The sequence below is a fragment of the Kitasatospora sp. NPDC004669 genome (assembly GCF_040609455.1).
GTDB lineage: Bacteria > Actinomycetota > Actinomycetes > Streptomycetales > Streptomycetaceae > Kitasatospora.
On sequence record NZ_JBEXKB010000074.1, the window covers coordinates 21848 to 39422 of the forward strand.

The following is a 17575-nucleotide window of genomic DNA, read 5'->3' on the forward strand; positions in this document are numbered from 1 at the left end:
CCGTGGCTGCCATCCTGATCTTCGTCCTCGTCCCGCTGTTCTATCTCGCCGGGCTCGCCGCCTACCTGGTCGTCGCCCCCGTCGTCCTGGCCCTGCGCGCCATCGCACTGGTGATGGAACTCCTCTGGGGATACCTGCAGTTGGCGATCGGCGTGTTGTTCCGACGGACCGCCGAGTTCCGCACCATGCCGCCGTACCGCCCGCAGGACGAGCAAGTCCCCGCCCACCGCAACTACTTCTACGGCCCCGGCAGCCGCGACCTGCGCCAACTCGCCACGCTGGCAAGGAAGTCGTACGCCCGTACGGTCGGCGACTCGTTCCGCTCCGTCACCACCGGACAGTTCACCGCCCCGCCCCGCAGCCGTGCCTTCACCGTGCCCTACGGGCTCACCCTCTACCCCGCCCTCGCCCTCGGCGCCGTCCTCGCGGTGCCCCTCCTCCTGGTCCTGCCCGTCCTGCACGCCCTCGTGCTCGGCCTGCTCTGCGCCGGGGCCAGGCTCATCGCCACCACCCTGCGGGCCACCGACCGCGCGCTGCTCTGGCTCAAGCGGCTGGGCACCGGCATGATCTGCCCGCACTGCTACGAGAAGGTCCATTACCCCGCCTACGACTGCCCGCGCACGAACTGCCGGCGCCGGCACATCGACATTCGCCCCGGCCGGTACGGCCTCTGGCGCCGCCGCTGCGCCTGCGGGCAGCGCATGCCCACCCTGCTGATGCTGATGGGCCGCCAGTCCCGGCTCCAAGCCCACTGCACCCACGCCCACTGCGGAAAGCCGATGAACACCGACGCAGGGCACATGCCGGAGGTGGTCATCCCGCTGATCGGCGGCCGGGCCGCCGGCAAGACCCAACTGATGGCCGCGATGCTGCTCGCACTGGAGAACGCCGCCGCGAACGGCGGCCCGGCGCTGCGCCTGGCCGACGACGACTCCGCCGGCGGCTACCAGGTGCTCCGCGAGGTCCTGCGGATGCGCGGACACACCCTCGGTACCCAGAAGGCGCTGCCCCGCGCACACTCCGTCACTCTCGGCGCCGGCCGCACCGAACGCCTTGTCCACCTGTTCGACACCGCCGGCGAGCGCTTCGTAGACCGGGACGAGATCGACGCGCTGCGCTACGCCCGGGCCGCGCGCACCTTCGTCTTCGTCCTCGACCCGATGGCGGTGGAGGACTTCTGGACCCGGCTGGAACCCGCGCCGGACAGCCTGCTGGACCGCACCCTCGCCTCGACCGTCCACCCGGAGGAGGTCTTCGGCCGGTCCGTCCAGGCAGTGGCCGCGATGGGCGCTCCGGTGCGGCAGTCACGGCTCGCCGTTGCGATCAGCAAGACCGACCTGCTCGCCAAACACGGCCTGTGCCCCGACCCATCGGGCGACAGCGGCGCCGCCCGCGCCTGGATCCTCGACAAGCTCGGCCTGTACAGCCTGGTCCAGGCCATGGAACTCGACTTCCAGGAGGTCCGCTACTTCTGCACCGCGGCCGTCGCCGACGAGAGCGCCCAGGTGGACCCGAGTATCAGCCGGTTCGTGGAGTGGTGCCTATCGCGGTGATCCTGAATTTCGGCTGCGGCGGGAATATCACCGCGGGCGCTGACCGGGGGCTCCGCCCACGCGCGCTCTGCGGGGCGTTCTTCCGGGCCTGGTAGACCTCCGCGAGCTGGGCTTTCGCCTTGCCTCGGGTGGCGAAGCCGGACTCCTCGGTCCGTCTCCCGATGACCAGATCGTCCGTTGGACCTTGTCCGGCTTCGTGGCTGGTCAGATAGGGTGCCAGAGTGTTCCGCCGATCTGGGTCGGGGGCAACACTCTGGCATCCGGAGTACCTCGCGGCACCCCATCGAGACGCAGGGGCACGGTCAACGGCCACTGGCATCCCGTCCGCCATGGGGTGCAGGGTCGAAGGGCTCAAGGAGGTACTCGGCGACTGGCCCATCATCGGCAAACTCCTTGGGCGCCAGGACGCCTTCCGGGTGCTGAACCTCCGGCGAGGGAAGATCGCCTCCCTGTGGTCTGGTACCCGCCCCTGTCGTCCTTCATGCAACCCCCGGTCCGGGCCACCGCGTCACCTGATCGAGGCCGGTCCGGTGACGGAGCCCCCGCCGGGCGTGCACTCCCGGCGAATACTTACGGAACCCGAATCAGCCGACCACTCTCGATCTTCCTGACACCCCGTCGAACGAAGGAACATGCCTTGGCAGTGACGTCTTCCGGCCGCCACATCGAGATCGCCTGGCCCGATCTGGGGATGACCGTGACCGCGGAACTCGACGGCCGCAACCCTGCTCTGGCCGATGCGCTGTGGGAGGCGCTGCCCTACCGGAGCCTGCAAGGACACGCCCTGGTCGCCGGAGCGCACCTCTACCACGTGGCGCCGATACCGTCACTGCTCCACCTGACCGCGGACCACAGGATCGCCGACCGGCGTGAGGCACCGGACGGGACGGTGTTCTGTTCCGCGCTCCAGCACCTGGGCATCAAGTACGGCACGCTCACCGAACCGATGGCGGCCTCTCCGGTGGGCCGGATCCGCGAGCAGGACATGTCCGCTCTGGCCGAAGCCGGCTCCGCGATCTGGGAGTCGGTCTACTCGACGAAGAAGCCGATCACGGCCGAGGTCCGCAGGAAGGGCGAGCAGGGCGGCCACCGCATACCGCGCCTGCACGCCTCCGGCCCGGCCGCCGACGCCCTGGTCGCCGACATCCACGCCGAGACCGAGAGGATCTGGCTGACCGAACCGTCCGAACTCGGCGAGCTCCATCGCGGCGCCGTCCCGTCCGGAGCGGGTACCTTCGGGACGGTCCTTCCCACGCTGCTGTTCGTCAACGGCGAGCTCCGCCCCCTCGGCTACGCCTCCTACGGCGGCCTCGTGCGCGGAGCGGCCCAGGGCATGCCGATCGAAGCCCTGCGGCACATGGCGCGGCTGCTCGTCGGCGTCCCCGCGGAATTCCTGGGGTACTGCGGCCTGGAGAAGCTGTGGCAGTTCACCCAGCGGTTCCTGGGTCTGCTGGACGGGCTGGACCGCGACGACTTCATGGCGGTGACACACCACCTCGCCCTCTACATCAACTGCCTCGGCGGCTGGAACCTCCACCTGTACCCGTGGGAGACCGGCGACCACCTCCGCCGGCAGCCCACCGGCCTGACGGGCGGCCAGGCATGAACACGCTGCCCGAGCGCGCGGGCACCGTCGTCATCGGCGGAGGACTGATCGGCACCTCGATCGCCTGCCACCTTGCCGAGGCCGGCGAGAACACCGTGCTCCTCGAACGGTCGACCCTCGGATCCGGCGCCTCCGCCTCCACCGCGCACGTCACCCGGACCTACTTCCCCGGCGATCCCCGTACCGGCTCCCTGGCCGTGCGCAGCCTGCGCGCCTACCACGGCTTCACCGACCGGACCGGCACCTCCCTGGGAATGCGCCAGGTCGGGTTCCTCGTGCTCTTCGACGAGGAGAAGCAGGTACGGGAGTTCGAGGCGGACTACGCCGCACAGCGGGAAGCCGGAGTGGACGTCTCGCTGCTCACCCCGGCCGAAGCCCTGGCAGTCAACCCGCTGATCGACGAGCGGGCCGTCGTGGCCGCCGCGTGGTCGCCGGAAGCCTACGACTGCGACCCGTCTGCCGTCGTCCGCGGCTACGCCGCAGCGGCCCGGGAAGCAGGAGCACACCTGGCCACCCACACCCCCTTCACCGCCATCAGCCCGGCCGGGCTCGTCACCACACCCGCGGGCGACATCCTGGCCGACACCGTCGTGTGTGCTGCGGGGCCGTGGTCGCGTGACGTGGCCGCCATGGCGGACATCGACCTGCCGGTCGACACCTATCCGGTCGAACTGCTGCTCACCGAGCCGCCTTCCACGCCGGTCGACGTCCTCCCGATGACCCTCCACGCCACCACCGGCCTCCGGATCCGCACCTGGCAGGACCGCATCCTCGTCGGCATGGGACGCCCCCGGCCCGGCGAAGGACGAACCGCCTGGCTGACACGTGTCGCCCGGCAGCTCGGATCCCTCTACCCCGCCCTGGACGGCATCGGCCTGCACCGGGGCTGGAGCGGCGCCTTCGACGCCACCCCCGACAACATCGCCCGCATCGGCGCACACCCCGTCCGCCCGTTCCTGTGGGCGGCCGGGTTCTCCGGACAGGGCCTGTGCCAGGCGCCCGCGGTCGGCGAGATCATCCGCGACCTGATCGTCAACGGCCGGGCGCGGTAAGGCGGATCAGTCCTTCGGACACCGTCCGATCGTTGATCCGGCGGCATGACGAGATGGCAGACCGCCCGTAGCTCGGTCGCAGCCTCGTGACGGTCCGTCCAGGCCGCGACCGGATCGCGACCGGATCGTCCGGGCAGGACGAGTGCCCGGCGGCGGAGCCCGCCGTCGGGCACTCGTGCTGGAGGTTCCGTCGCTCAGCCGAGAGCGTCGGTCACGTTGGAGCTTCCCGGGCCATGCCAGCCGGTGGCCGAGGGCCAGAGGACGGAGACGCCGAGGACCCGTTCGACGAGGTCGGGGATCCACGGCTCGTCGGGCGGCGAGGTGAGGACGACGTGGAGTCGCTCGGGAGTCTCGCCGACCACCTGCCCGATCTCCCGCACACGGACGGCGCCGGCCCGTACGGCGTGGTACGAGGTGTGGCCGGCCGGAAGGACCTCGTAGACGATCGGGCCCCCCTCTCCGGGCCGGACGACATCGACGATCGACGAGTCCTGCGGCTTGTGTCCGGCCCGGAAGAGGGCGGCCATGAGCTGGTGGCGCACCGCTTCGTGCTGGAGGCACGTCCGGTCGGCCTCGGCCGCGGCCGCGAGCTCGGCCGTCAGGACGGTGGCCGACGCCGCCACGGCGGACGCCTCGGGGGAATCCTCGCCCGTGAGCTTCGCCAGTGCGGCGACCGCCCGGTCCCGCCAGCCGCTGCTTCGCAGGACCTCACCGAGCCGCTCCAACTCGGCTGCGTCCGTTGACCGTACGGCCTCCGGAAGGCTGCGGGAGACGTCCCGCAGTACCGTCAGGTCGGCGGAGGACGGGGATCCCAGGAGCCGCCAGACGGAGAGCCAGTCGGCCTGGTCCCGGCGGAGGCAGCCGACCAGGCCGTCGAGTCCCAGGAGGCCGGTCTCGGGCAGTTCGCCCGGGACGCCGTCACCGATGGCGGTGAGGACTGCCAGCGCGCCCTTGTACCGCTCGGCCGAGTGCTCGGAGATCCCGTGGCGCCCGAAGTCGTTCGCCGACACGACGTACACGCCGGAGCGGCGCTGCACGACCCAGACGTCCAGTTCCTGGCCGGCCTCGGGCGCCCGGTCGCTGGGCCGCAGCTTCAGGATGTAGCGCCGCTGCCGGTCCGCCGGCACCGGGGTGACCCTCCAGTGGAGCTGGTCACCGTGGGCGAGGGCGCGGACCCGCAGTTCGGTGCCGGGAGCGAGTTCGTCGGCGTCTCCCAGGCCGGCGGCCGCCAGGATCTCCGCGTCCAACGGGGTGGGCCTGCGGACGAAGAGCACCGAACCGCCGTCAGGCGAGAGGCTCCAGGTACGCGCGGAGCCGAGGACGAGGTGGTTGCCCCGCGGCTGGGTCTCGATGTGACCGCCGGACAGGTCCGCCGCGAGCGCGGCGCGGAGCCGGTCCAGGAAGGCGTCCGTCCGGTCCGACCGCTCCGGGGTGAGGTCGGCGTACGCGGCCCGGGCTTCGGCGCTCACCTGGATCTGCTCGACCGTCAGGGCGCGCACCGCCGCCGTGTCCTGGAGAGCCGGGCAGCGGCCGACGGTGGCGGGCCCGGAGGACCCGTACCGGGACGGGACCCCGGCCAGGTGCTGCGCCGGACTCCGCTCGCCGTGCACGCTCCGGTAGCCGGTCAGGGCCGTCCCGTCGTGGCTCAGGACGAGCCGGTAGCCGTTGAGGTCGACGAGCCGGTAGCCGTCCGTCTGCTGCGCTTGGCGCCCGTCGGTCAGGAACGTGGCGATCACGCCACGGATCTCGGCCTCGGCCTCCTGCTCACTGCCGCCGTGCGCGGTCACGAAGGCGCGAACGGCGGCCCTGGTCACCCGGAGCCTGCCGAGGAACGCCTCCGACGCCTCCAGCCCGGTCCCGAGGTCGGCGTCGGCGGGCACCCTGGGCAGGCTGCGAGGCGTCGGCCGCTCCGGCACGGAACTCGTCCGGAAGCCGCCGCAGGAACCGTCCCGGCACCAGCCGTCGGCATTCCGCGTGGGCAGTGTGCAGCGCTCGCCGTCCAGGTGGAAGCGCGAGCAGACGCGGCCCTGCGTCGGGTCGGACGGGGGCTCCGGGGCGGGATCGTCCGGTCCGGTGGAGGGCGACGGGTCGGCGGTGGGCAGCATGACCGCGGGCAGGGGGGAGGTATGCAGCACCGTCAGCGTCTGGGTGCTCCGGGTCAGGGCCACATACAGCTGGCGTGGGCCTTCGGCCCCGCGGGCGGTGATGGTCGCGGGCTCCAGGACGAGGACGTGGTCGAACTCCATGCCCTTCGCCTCGCCGGCGGTCAGGACGGTCACCGCCTCCCGGACCTCGTCGGTCATCGCCTCCGCGGAGTCGACCAGGAGACGGACCTGCTGGAGCCAGTCCGAATCGTCGGGGACGACCAGGGCGATCGAGCGCTGGGTGTGGCCGTCCGACCCGGCCAGCCGTGCCGCGTGCCCGACCGCCTCGGCGAGGAGCTGCCAAGGCGTCGTCTCCACGATCCGCACGGGCTCCCCGTCCGCCTCCTTCACCGCGGCGGGGAAGGGAACGGACGGGGCCACCGCCCGCGCGAGCGGGGCGACGAACTCCATGATCTGCGCCGGCACCCGGTAGCTGGTGGTGAGCTCTTCGAGGTGCCAGCCGCCCTCGGCCGCCAGGATCCGGCCGATCCGCTCCCAACTCGGGTAGTCGTGCGGTCCGGTGGCCTGCGCGAGGTCGCCGAGCACCGTCATCGACCCCTTCGGGTTGCGCCGTCGCAGCGACCGGGCCTGCATGGGAGTCAGGTCCTGGGCCTCGTCCACGACGATGTGGGGGTAACGCTCCGGTGTCTCACCGGAGATGAGGGTCCGCAGTTCTTCGAGGCACACCAGGTCGTCCAGGGTCCACGGCTCGTCCTCGGCACGCTCGGCGGCCGGGCGCGACAGCAGCGCCTGCTCCGCCGCGTCGAACACGTCGGCGGCGCACTCGGCCAGCCGGCCCGGCGAGTTCAGCAGGCTCCGCAGGGCCTCCTCCGGGCTGAGGGGAGGCCATGCGCGTTCGACGAGCGCGGCCACCTGGCGATGGCGCTCGATGCTCTGCCGGACGGCCCGGTCACGCGCGCGCTGGGGGAAACCCTGGCGCAGCGCAGCCAGCAGGCGGTCGACCAGCACGTCGCGGAAGCGGTCCCGGCGGGCCCGGTAGTGGCCCGGCCCGCTGCGGGCGGCCTCGAAGACGCGGCGGACCTCGGACACCGGAACCCTGAGGGGGGCGCTGCCCAGGACGATGGTGAGCATCGGCTCGCCGTGCTCGTCCGCGGCGGCGGTGACGGCGGCATCGACGGCGGCCGGGCGGCAGTTGCCCTCGACCCGGCGCCGTAGCACCTCCGCCATGCGCTCGTCCGACTTGATCCGCCGCACCGGCGGGGCGTCCTCGGCTCGGACGGTCCCCTCCCAGAGCCGGGAGAGCTCGACGGCGGTGACGTTGCGCGTGCCCAGGGTGGGGAGGACCCTGCCGACGTACTCCAGGAACCTCCGGTGCGGGCCGACCACCAGGATGTCCTGCGCCTGGAAACGTTTGTTGTCGACGAGCCAGGTGACCCGGTGGAGGCCGACGGCCGACTTCCCGGTGCCCGGACCGCCCTGGACGACCAGGACACCCGTGGACGGGCCGGCCACCAGCGCCATCTGGTCGGGCTGGATCGTCTCGACGATGTCGCGCATGCGGTTGCGGCGGGCGCGGTCGAGGTCCCGGAGCAGCAGGTCGTCCACGGCCGGCTGCGGGGCTCCAGAGACGGGGCCGAAGACGTCTCCGGGGGACGGCACACCCGTCCCCGCTCCGGTGGCGGCGGCCGGGACCTGCGGAGCGATCTCGTCGCGGTAGTCGCGGACCGTCCGCTCGTCGCAGTCCAGACGCCGCCGCAACCGGACCTCCCCCGGGGTGTCCGGTGTGGCCAGACGCCAGGCGGTGGCGAGCTCGTTCGTCCAGGAGATGACGACGGCGTCGCGGGTCTCGGCGTCGTGCACCGTCCGCCGCCCGACGTAGAAGACCTCCGGCTCGCCCGTTCCGTCCGCCCCGGTGTCCACCCGCATCGTGACGAGGTTCTCGCCCTCCAGACGGAACGCCTCCGCCCTCGCCAGGGACTCCACCCGGGCCGCGATGCCGTCCTTCCCGCTGGCTGCTGCCTGGGCCGACGCGCCGCCGGACAGTTCGGCGAGCTTGGCTTCGTAACAGGCGTACGCGCGGTCGACCGCCCGCTGTTCGGTGGCGATGACGGCCGACCTCGATGACGTGCTCATGTGCTTCCCCTCCTGCGGGGACCGCACTGCGCGGCCACCCGCCTGCAGCCGCCACCTGCCTACCAGAGCGTGCACGCACGTCGGGTACGGAAGGCCACATTCGTTGTGGAAGCGTAGGGTTCGGGCCTCCGCGCTGTCAGGAGGCTTCAGTGTGAGCCTGCCCGTCGACTCCGCAGGTCAGGTAGCGTGCCAGAGTGTTCCGCCGATCTGGACCAGGGCGGCCAGGGCGAGGCGGGTCTTCTCACCGCCGGACAGGACCTTGGCGGGTTTGTCGGCGTCGTCGCCGCGGAAGAGGAACGCGCCGAGCACGTGCCGCAGTTCGCCGTCGGTCAGGTCGGGCGCGGCCTTGGCGAGGTTGTCGCGGACGCTGAGCGCCGGGTCCAGGGTGTCGTGCTCCTGGGCGAAGTAGCCCAGGCGTAGCCCCGTCCCGGGGACGACGCGGCCGGAGTCCGGGGCCTCCTGATCGGCCAGGATCCGCAGCAGCGTGGCCTTGCCCGCACCGTTGAGCCCGAGGACGACCAGTCGGCTGCCGCGGTCGACGGCGAGGTCAAGCCCGGTCAGCACCGGCCGGTCGCCGTAGGCCTTGGCGAGGCTGACCGCGCCGAGCGGCATCCGGCCGCAGGGTGCGGGTTCGGGCAGCCGGATCCGGGCGGTGCGCTCGGCCCGCCGGAGGGGTTCGAGCTCGGCCAGCATCCGGTCGGCGCGGCGGGCCACGCTGCGGGCTGTCGTCGCGGTGGCGACGTTGGCGCGCATCCGGTCGGCCTGGGTGTGCAGCGCGGCGGCCTTGCGTTCGGCGTTGGCCCGCTCGCGGGCGCGGCGGCGTTCGTCGGCCTCGCGCTGGGTGAGATAGGCCTGCCAGCCGGTGTTGTGGATGTCGACGGTGGCGCGGGTCGGGTCCAGGTGGAAGACCCGGTTGACGGTCTCCTCCACCAGCTCCAGGTCGTGGCTGATCAGTACCAGCCCGCCCTGGTGGGTGGCGAGGAAACCGCGCAGCCAGCCGACCGAGTCGGCGTCCAGGTGGTTGGTGGGCTCGTCCAGCAGCAAGGTGCCGGGTCCGGCGAACAGGATGCGGGCCAGCTCGACCCGGCGCCGCTGGCCGCCGGAGAGTGTGCCGACGGGGGAGTCCATGACCCGGGCGGGCAGCCCGAGTCCGGCCGCGACCCGGGCGGCCCCGGCCTCGGCGGCGCACAGCGCGCGGACGGCGGTGTCCAGGCCGCGGGCGGACAGGATGCGGTCGGTGACGGTGACGGCCGGGTCGGCAGCGCGGGAGTCCTGGGGGAGGTAGCCGACCGGCCCGGTGCGGGTGACCGCCCCGGCGGCGGGCGGCAGTTGCCCGGCGAGGGTGGCGAGCAGGGTGGTCTTGCCGGCGCCGTTGCGGCCGACCAGGCCGATCCGGTCGCCGGGGGCGATGTGCAGGGTGACGTCGGACAGCAGCAGACGGGCGCCGACACGCACGTCGACACCACGGGTGGTGATCATTGGATAACGCTCCGAAACGACTGGCGGGCACACGGGTGGCGTGGGGGTGGGTCCGTCAGCTAGGAAATTCGGGGCGTAGACATGCGGGCCAGGCTAGCGGCCCGTCGGAACGGCCGCAGCCGAATTGGTTGCGGCCGTACTCGGCGGCCGTACTCGGCGGCCGTACTCGGCGGCCGTACTCGGAGGCCCTGCTCAACGGCCTCGTCGGCGGTCTGCTCAACGGCCGTGCCGGACGGCCCCGCCGCCGGTCTGCGAGCGGTTTCGGTCACCGTGGCGCGCGGGGCCGTCTTGTCCCGACCGCTAGGGGCCGCTTCCATGGCCGCATGGGCCGACGCGACCTCGTTCTCCTCACCGATCACAGCTCGACCGAAGGCAGCCGGGACGTCCTCGCCACCGCCGTACGGACGCTCACCGGCCGCGCGCCCGTCCACCTCGACGCGCGGCACTTCATGGACGGCGGCAGCGGCCGGATCGAGCCCGCGGACGACCCGGACGACCCGGACGGCCTCCGGCTCACGGCGGACGGGCGGACCGTCACCGCCGAGACGGTGATCGTCTACGAGATCCCGCCGCACCGCCGCCGCGCCTTCGCCGACTGCCAGCGGCAGCTGCGCGCGTACGGCGCCCGCTCGCTCGGCACCGACCCCGAGGCGTGGCGGGCGGCCACCGAGAAGGACCGCACCGTCGCCCGCTTCGCCCGGGACGGCGTGCCGCAGATGCCCAGTGTCGTGCTCTCCCGGCCGAGTCCGGGGGTCGCCGCCGAGGCCTTCCAGCGGCTCGGCGGCGACGTCTGGGCCCGGCCCTGCGTCGGGATGGGCGGCGAGGACGTTTTCCACGTCACCACCAGCACCCAACTCGACGCCGTCGCACGGCACTACGCCGAGGCGGGGGCTGACTGGCTGATCGCCCGCGACGCCCGGAACTTCCTGCCGGACGGCCGCCGCCACCAGTACCGGGTGGTGGTGCTGCGCGGCACGGTGGTCCGCGCGGTGGAGCACGTCCAGGCGGACCCGGACGCGCCCTGTAACGAGTGCCGAGGAGCCGTCTCCACCCTGCTGGAAGTCGATGAACTTCCCGACGGGCTGGCGAAGTCGGCGATCTTCGCGGCCGAATCGCTCGGGCTGGAGCTGGCGGGTGTCGACCTCGCCGCCGAGAGCGGCGGCGTGGTCTTCGAGGTCAACGTCCACCCGGCCTTCGGGCAGCGCGCCCTGGAGCAGGTCGCGCTGCCGTACGTCGCCGCGCACCTCGCGCCGTGAGCGGCTGTCGGCTCCGCAAGCGTCAGCCCCGCAGGATGGAGGCCAGCACCGACGGGCGGAACAGTATCGTGGGCGGTGACACCAGGGACATCACCTCGTGGAACGCGGCCGTGACCAGCGGATCGCGGGTGGCGCCGGCCATCACCTTGTCCAGGAAGCGGTGCTGGACCTTGATCAGTGCGCCGGACGGGCCGCCGGTGGTGGCGGTGAAGCGGACGTCCTCGGCGCAGGACATCACCCAGGGGTTCTTGGACACCGCCGCGATCTCCCGTCGGGCAGCGCGGGCCGTGGCGTGCCCGACACCGCCTTGCCGGAGCGCGATGCGGCGCAGCGCCTGGGCGCAGAACAAGGAGACGGTGACCCCCTGGCCGTACACCGGGTTGAAGGTGCTCGCGGCGTCGCCGACCGCCACCAGGCCGTCCGGGGAACTGCGCTCGTAGTGGCGCCGCACACCCGGGCCGGGCAGGAAACCTCGTACCTCGCCCGCCGGTTCGGCGTCCCGCAGCGCTTCGCGCAGGCCCGGATCGCGCAGTTGGGCCAGGTGCTTGGTGAAACCCTCCTCGCCGGGCTCGGGTTCGGCGCCGCGCATCCCGGCCAGGCTGACGATCCAGCGGTCGCCCTCGACCGGCAGTAGTACGCCCATCCGTGGCTTGTCGGGTGCCTTGGTCTGCAGGTAGATCGCCTGGTAGCCGAGGTCGGCCCCGGGCGGGCGGTGGAACAGCCGGGAGGAGTACGCGACGCCGGCGTCCACCCGCTCCTCGGGCACCGGGCGGCAGCCCAGTTCGGCGAGCCACTTCGGCACCGAGGTCGAGCGGCCGGACGCGTCGACCACCAGCTCGGCAGAGATGTCGCGGACTTCACCGCGAGCGGAACTCCGCCCCGAGTCGCGGCCCGAGTCGCGCTCGCGGACCTTGACCCCGGTCACCGCTCGCGCCGAGCCCAGCAGCCCGACCACGTCGGTGCCCTCCAGGAACTCGATCGAGGGTTCGGTGCGGACCCGGTCCAGCACCACCTTGTCCAGCACCGGCCGGGTGCAGCTGAGGAAGGCCATCCGCGCGGGGTAGTCGGCGATCCACCCGGCCGAGCTGAGCCACTTCAGGTCACCCGAAGTGGCGACCCGGAGCGCGCCCGCGTCCGTGAGCTCCTGCTTGATGCCCGGCATCATCTCCTCCAGCGCCCGGTGCCCCGCCTCCAGCACCAGGTGCGCGTGCCGCCCCTGCGGCACGCCGGCCCGGAACGTCGGCTCGTCCGGGTAACGGTCCCGCTCCACCACGACGATCCGCTCGGCGCAGCCCCGTAGCGCCCAGGCCGCCACCACGCCGGCCAGCCCGCCGCCGATCACCACCGCCGTGCCCCGCCCGGGGGTCGTCTCCGAAGAAGTCATGGTACGTAGCGTAGTGGGGGTGAAGGCGGCCCGTAGCCGCGTCACCTGGACGAACGTGCCGCCCCGGCAAGCTCGTTGATGTTGCTGCGAACCGGAGAGCGACACGGGTGGTGGCGGCGAGCCCGCCACCGGCGACCGGGACCGTTCGGCGGGCCGAGGCTCCGATGTCCCGGTGGGTCCGTCAACCCCGGCTGGACGTACGGGCATTCGGGGCGCGTCGGGGATTCGTCACCGACCGTTCCACCGGCGCCTCACGCAGGACCGACCCCGCCAGGCGCCGCAGCGGCGCTAAGGAAGCGTCAAGAACGGCGGCCGACGGTGTCAAGAAGGCGTCAGGAGGCGTCTCATCCCCGGTGGCGCGGCACTAGCCTCGCCCGGCGGAGAGAAACGGATCTGCGTTCGGTTTCAGTGGGAAACCCCTGGCAGACCGTGCAACGGGGGAGAGGGACGTACGGTCATGACCACCTCGACAGCGCACAGAGCGGCCACCTCGGAGGAGGTGGCCGAAGAAGGGGGCGACAGCCCCGTTCCGGCCGTACCCGGTGTCCCGCCCGGCACCCTGGCCAGGCTCGGCCAGGGCCTGCGGACGGTCGGCAGCCGGTCCTACTGGACCACCCCGCGCCTGGTCCGCGGTCTCACCGCGCTGAGCCTGGCCGCCCTGATCGGCCTCGGCGCCACCGCCACCACCGTCCTCGGCGGCGCCCGGGACGGCACCGACACCATCGGCCACCAGGCGGCCCCGCAGGCCACCCGAGCCGCCGACCTCTACTTCGCGCTCAGCGACATGGACGCCCAGGCCGCCAACCTCCTGCTGGTCGGCGCCGACCCGGACTACGCGACGCTGCGCAAGCAGACCGTGGACACCTACGAGCAGCGCCGCGACCAAGCCGACAACGACCTCCAGCAGGCCGCCCAGGCCGCCGCCGACGATCCGGCCGGGCAGCGTGCGGTGCAGCTGGTCCTCGGCAAGCTCGGCAGTTACGAGGCCCTGGTGGCCCGCGCCCAGCTCCTGGAGGAGCAGGCCAAGGCCCCGGCCGGCCAGCCCTCGCCGGCCGCCCTGGACGCCTACCGACAGGCCACCGACCTGCTGCGCCAGCAGCTGCTGCCCGCCGCCGATCAGGTCACCGCCGCCAACGAGGCCACCGTCGGCCGGGTGTACACCGAGCAGCGCGACGCCATGGGCAGCGGCTGGTGGTGGCTGCTCGTGGGCGGCCTGTTCGCCCTCGCCGCCCTGGTCGGGCTCCAGCGCGTCCTGACCCTGCGCTACCACCGGGTGGTCAACCCGGCGCTGGCCGCAGTCACCGTGCTGACCGGCATCGTCCTGGTGGCCGGGCTGTACCTGGTGGGCCGCGCCGACGACCACCTGGTGACCGCCAAGAGCGACGCCTACGACTCGGTGATAGCGCTCAGCCGGGCCCGCGCCGTCGCCTACGACATGAACGCCGACGAGAGTCGCTACCTCACCGACCCGTCGCGCGCGGCCGCGTACGAGCAGGCCTACTTCGACCAGAGCCAGGCGATCGTGCGGCTGGACGGCGCGACCATGGCGGGCTACAACGCCCAGCTCCAGTCCGCCGCGAACGGGTACCGGTCGAACCACGCGGCCGTTCCGTTCGGCGGGTACCTGGGCAGCGAACTGCGCAACATCACCTTCGCCGGCGAGCGTGACGCCGCCGAGCGGGTGCTGACCGTCTTCCAGGACTACCAGGCGACCGATCGCACGATCCGCGATCTGCGCAACGAGGGCAAGCTCAAGGACGCGGTCACGCTCAACACCGGGCTCGCCAAGGGCCAGTCCAACTACGAGTTCGAGCAGCTGAGTACGGCCATGGGGGACACCATCGAGATCAACCGCAAGGCGATGGAGACGGCGGTCGCCGAGACCGACAGCGACCTCGACGGCACCACGGCGGCCCTGGCCGGCGGCGCGCTGGCGTTGGCGCTCGGCCTCACCGCGCTGGGGGTGCGCCCCCGGCTGCGCGAGTACCGCTGATCCGGAGCGGGGGGCCCGGCGGCGATCTCCGGATCGTCACCGGGCCCGCCGCCGTCCGTGGGGGCGCGTCGCCCGGGAGCGGCGAGGACGTTCCACGGTGTGCCGGATTGACAAACACCCTTGCCGTCCCGGCGAATGGCAGGCATGGCCGACGAAGAGTTCGAGAACGTCCTCACCACGGTGGGCCCGCGGCTGCGGGCCCTGCGTCGGGAGCGCGGCACCACGCTCGCCAAACTGGCCGCCGCGACCGGCATTTCGCTCAGCACGCTGTCCCGGCTGGAGTCCGGGCAGCGCAAGCCGACCCTGGAGCTGCTGCTGCCGCTGGCCCGGGAGTACCGGGTGCCGCTGGACGAACTGGTCGGCGCCCCGGCCACCGGCGACCCGCGGATCCACCCGCGCCCGGTGACCAGGAACGGCCAGACGATCGTCCCGCTCACCCGGCACCTCGGCGGTCTGCACGCGTACAAGCACATCGTGCCGCCGGGCCGGAACGCCGGGCCCGAGTTGGAGTTGAAGGTGCACGAGGGTTATGAGTGGCTGTACGTGCTGTCCGGGCGGTTGCGGCTGCTGCTCGGCCCGCACGACGTGGTGCTGACGGCCGGTGAGGCCGCCGAGTTCGACACCCGCACCCCGCACGCCTTCGGAAACGCCGGTTCGCAGCCGGTGGAGTTCCTCAGCCTTTTCGGTCCGCAGGGTGAGCGCATCCATGTCAGGGCGCGCGCGGGAACCTCAGTTCGGTAGGTTCGTTCCCTGACAGGGGGTTTCCGCTTCGGGCTCCCGCCAGGCCGTCGGGAGGGGCCGAGGAAATGAGTGTGCAGCAGAGCACGGAGTCCGGCGAGAGCGGTGGCACGGAGGAGCGGGCGGAGCACCCTGAGCGGGCCGAGCCGACCGAGCGGGCCGAGCCGACCGAGCGGGCCGAGGCTGCCGAGCGGGCCGGGTCGGCCGGTGCCGGCGAGGCTGTGGAGGTCAGGGCGGGCGAGTCCGGGCCGGACGACGCGGAGCCGGGCGCGAAGGCAGCGCGTAAGAAGCGCCCGTTCTGGCAGGAGCTGCCCATCCTGCTGGTGATCGCCCTGCTGCTCTCGCTCGGCATCAAGACCTTCTTCGTGCAGGCCTTCTCCATCCCCTCCGGTTCGATGGAGAACACCCTGCAGATCGGTGACCGGGTGCTGGTCGACAAGCTCACCCCGTGGTTCGGCGCCGAGCCGGAGCGCGGGGAGGTGGTGGTGTTCCGCGATCCGGGCGGCTGGCTGGAGGGCACGCAGACGAACGACGACGGCTTCACGGGCACCGTTCAGAAGGTGCTGAGCACCGTCGGCCTGATGCCTTCCGCGGACGAGAAGGACCTGATCAAGCGGGTCATCGCGGTCGGCGGGGACACCGTCGAGTGCAACGCGGGCAGCCCGGTGAAGGTGAACGGCGTCGCGCTGGACGAGCCGTACCTGTTCCCCGGTGCCACGCCCTGCGACAACGACCCGGTCGGCACCGTCACCGTGCCCAAGGGCAAGCTCTGGGTGATGGGCGACCACCGCAACAACTCGCGGGACTCCCGTCCGCACCACAACCTGACCGGGGACGGCTTCGTACCGGTGGACGACGTCGTCGGCCGGGCCTTCGTGGTGGCGTGGCCGATCTCCGACTGGTCGACGCTGCCGGTCCCGGACACCTTCGACAAGGTGCCCTCCGGGGCTGCGGCCGCTCCGGTGGAGGCGCCCCCGGCGCCGGCGGCGCTCGCGCTCGCGGGTGTCGTCCCGATCGCGCTGTGGCGGCGTCGGCGGTCGCGCCGAGACGCCCGCTGAGTCGACGGACGGGCTTCGCCGGAACTCCACCCACTGTGCTCTACACGGTTGTAGAGTTCCGGCGATGGGCCGCGGTTCCGAGTTCGGCCGCAGCCGGTCGGGCCTGGCGGGAGGCGGAAGCGTGGTGGAGAGCCGGCGGTGCCCCGCACCGACCGTGGAACCGGCCGACACCGACGTCCGGTGGGTGTACCAGCCGGTCGAGGTCGACCTCGGGGGCGGCAGCTGGGTGCTCGGCCGGATCAGCGGCTGGTGGCTGGACCCGGCCGGGCGGCAGTGGTGCCGACTGCGGGTCAGCCGCGGCGGGCAGCCCGCCGGTTGGCGGCTGTTCGAATCCGATCGGATGCTGCTGCTGCCGGTCTCCGGGCTCTGAGGAGCCGGGGAGGTTCCCGGCGGAACCGTTCGAAGACTCCTTATCGTCCCTGGGAGCGACCGCCGTACAGGCCACTTCAGCAACCGGGGACGACGTGAGTTCCGAGATCAACTTCAGCAGTAACTACCGCGACCTGTGCGAGCAGTACGGGACCGGCGCGGGCTTTCAGTTCGAGTTCTACTGCTACCGCTGCTCCGACACCTGGCGCTCGCCGTTCGAGCGGTTCACCACCGGTCAGGTGGCCGGCTGGATAGGCAAGGGCGTCAGCGCCGCGTGGAACCTCATCGGCGGCAACGCCAACACCATCAGCAACGCCGCCGACGGCCTGGCCGGCCAGACCTGGGGCACCGCCCGGGACGCCGCCTTCCAACGCGCGATCGCCAACGCCGAGTCGCACTTCAACCGTTGCGGCCGGTGCACCCGTTATGTCTGCGGCCGCTGCTTCGACCCTGGTCAGGGCCTGTGCTTCGACTGCGCCCCGGACACCGCGGCCGAGGCGCTGGCGGCGCAGCGGCGCGGCCTCAACGACATGGTGTCCGAGCGGGCCTACAAGGCCGGGCAGCAGTCGGGTGCGGAGTTCGACGTCCAGACTCCGCGGCAGTTGGTCTGCCCGCAGTGCCAGACCGAGACGCACGGCACGCCGTTCTGTCCGGGCTGCGGGTTCAGGCTGGCGCAGCCCGTCCAGTGCGGGCAGTGCCACAAGGACGTGCCGGAGGGCGCCGCGTTCTGTCCGTCCTGCGGGACCAGACGCTGACGGTCGTGAAACGGGCGGGGGGGGGGCGCGGGCGGCGGGGGGGGGGGCGCGCCCCCGGGGGCCGGGGCGGGGGGCGCGGGGCGGCCCAGGGGGT

The 17575-nt window shown here is 72.6% G+C and carries 12 protein-coding genes; 9 read left to right on the forward strand and 3 right to left on the reverse strand.

The genetic code is table 11. The features are described from left to right. Window positions 1-2: 2 nt before the first annotated feature. The 3 genes from ABZW30_RS38645 to ABZW30_RS38655 all read left to right on the forward strand — a co-directional run bounded on the left by ABZW30_RS38645 (window position 3) and on the right by ABZW30_RS38655 (window position 4211). Entirely contained in the window at window positions 3-1553 is a 1551-nt protein-coding gene (locus tag ABZW30_RS38645; protein ID WP_355675966.1) for a hypothetical protein, read from the forward strand. Between the two features lie 643 nt (window positions 1554-2196). Beyond that, a complete protein-coding gene (locus ABZW30_RS38650) occupies window positions 2197-3159 on the forward strand; it encodes a hypothetical protein (protein WP_355675978.1) in 963 nt (320 codons plus the stop codon). Next, window positions 3156-4211: an FAD-dependent oxidoreductase gene (locus tag ABZW30_RS38655; RefSeq protein WP_355675967.1), complete on the forward strand. Its 1056-nt coding sequence runs from the start codon at window positions 3156-3158 to the stop codon at window positions 4209-4211. The genes ABZW30_RS38650 and ABZW30_RS38655 overlap by 4 nt, the downstream gene beginning before the upstream one ends. 194 nt (window positions 4212-4405) lie before the next feature. On the opposite strand, the gene ABZW30_RS38660 is transcribed toward ABZW30_RS38655, so the two are convergent. Continuing rightward, complete coding sequence (locus ABZW30_RS38660) at window positions 4406-8449, reverse strand: AAA family ATPase (protein ID WP_355675968.1); 4044 nt, start codon at window positions 8447-8449, stop codon at window positions 4406-4408. Between the two features lie 177 nt (window positions 8450-8626). Next, the gene (locus ABZW30_RS38665; protein ID WP_355675969.1) at window positions 8627-9928 is read right to left on the reverse strand and encodes an ABC-F family ATP-binding cassette domain-containing protein; all 1302 of its coding nucleotides are present in this window, start codon (window positions 9926-9928) and stop codon (window positions 8627-8629) included. Window positions 9929-10251: 323 nt separating this feature from the next. On the opposite strand from ABZW30_RS38665, the gene ABZW30_RS38670 reads away from it, so the two are divergent. Beyond that, on the forward strand, window positions 10252-11184 hold the full coding sequence (locus tag ABZW30_RS38670; protein WP_355675970.1) for an alpha-L-glutamate ligase: 933 nt from the start codon (window positions 10252-10254) through the stop codon (window positions 11182-11184). Window positions 11185-11206: 22 nt separating this feature from the next. Here ABZW30_RS38670 and ABZW30_RS38675 read toward each other — a convergent pair whose 3' ends face one another. Beyond that, window positions 11207-12568, reverse strand: coding sequence for an FAD-dependent monooxygenase (locus tag ABZW30_RS38675; RefSeq protein WP_355675971.1), 1362 nt, complete (start codon window positions 12566-12568; stop codon window positions 11207-11209). 457 nt (window positions 12569-13025) lie between these two features. Here ABZW30_RS38675 and ABZW30_RS38680 point away from each other — a divergent pair, with 457 nt between their 5' ends. The 5 genes from ABZW30_RS38680 to ABZW30_RS38700 all read left to right on the forward strand — a co-directional run bounded on the left by ABZW30_RS38680 (window position 13026) and on the right by ABZW30_RS38700 (window position 17481). Continuing rightward, on the forward strand, window positions 13026-14561 hold the full coding sequence (locus ABZW30_RS38680) for a hypothetical protein (protein WP_355675972.1): 1536 nt from the start codon (window positions 13026-13028) through the stop codon (window positions 14559-14561). A 144-nt stretch (window positions 14562-14705) separates the two neighbouring features. Then, window positions 14706-15302, forward strand: a complete 597-nt coding sequence (locus ABZW30_RS38685) for a helix-turn-helix domain-containing protein (protein WP_355675973.1) — start codon at window positions 14706-14708, stop codon at window positions 15300-15302. Between the two features lie 65 nt (window positions 15303-15367). Further along, on the forward strand, window positions 15368-16357 hold the full coding sequence (gene lepB / locus ABZW30_RS38690; RefSeq protein WP_355675974.1) for a signal peptidase I: 990 nt from the start codon (window positions 15368-15370) through the stop codon (window positions 16355-16357). Between the two features lie 64 nt (window positions 16358-16421). Next, a complete protein-coding gene (locus tag ABZW30_RS38695) occupies window positions 16422-16727 on the forward strand; it encodes a hypothetical protein (protein ID WP_355675975.1) in 306 nt (101 codons plus the stop codon). 94 nt (window positions 16728-16821) lie between these two features. After that, entirely contained in the window at window positions 16822-17481 is a 660-nt protein-coding gene (locus ABZW30_RS38700; protein WP_355675976.1) for a zinc ribbon domain-containing protein, read from the forward strand. Window positions 17482-17575: the final 94 nt, after the last annotated feature.

Bases quoted from the DNA above. Each gene is read 5' to 3' on its own strand.
- ABZW30_RS38655 (WP_355675967.1), top strand. From the start codon at position 3,156: ATGAACACGCTGCCCGAGCGCGCGGGCACCGTCGTCATCGGCGGAGGA.
- ABZW30_RS38660 (WP_355675968.1), bottom strand. From the start codon at position 8,449: ATGAGCACGTCATCGAGGTCGGCCGTCATCGCCACCGAACAGCGGGCG.
- ABZW30_RS38665 (WP_355675969.1), bottom strand. From the start codon at position 9,928: ATGATCACCACCCGTGGTGTCGACGTGCGTGTCGGCGCCCGTCTGCTG.
- ABZW30_RS38670 (WP_355675970.1), top strand. From the start codon at position 10,252: ATGGGCCGACGCGACCTCGTTCTCCTCACCGATCACAGCTCGACCGAA.
- ABZW30_RS38675 (WP_355675971.1), bottom strand. From the start codon at position 12,568: ATGACTTCTTCGGAGACGACCCCCGGGCGGGGCACGGCGGTGGTGATC.
- ABZW30_RS38680 (WP_355675972.1), top strand. From the start codon at position 13,026: ATGACCACCTCGACAGCGCACAGAGCGGCCACCTCGGAGGAGGTGGCC.
- ABZW30_RS38685 (WP_355675973.1), top strand. From the start codon at position 14,706: ATGGCCGACGAAGAGTTCGAGAACGTCCTCACCACGGTGGGCCCGCGG.
- lepB (WP_355675974.1), top strand. From the start codon at position 15,368: ATGAGTGTGCAGCAGAGCACGGAGTCCGGCGAGAGCGGTGGCACGGAG.
- ABZW30_RS38695 (WP_355675975.1), top strand. From the start codon at position 16,422: ATGGGCCGCGGTTCCGAGTTCGGCCGCAGCCGGTCGGGCCTGGCGGGA.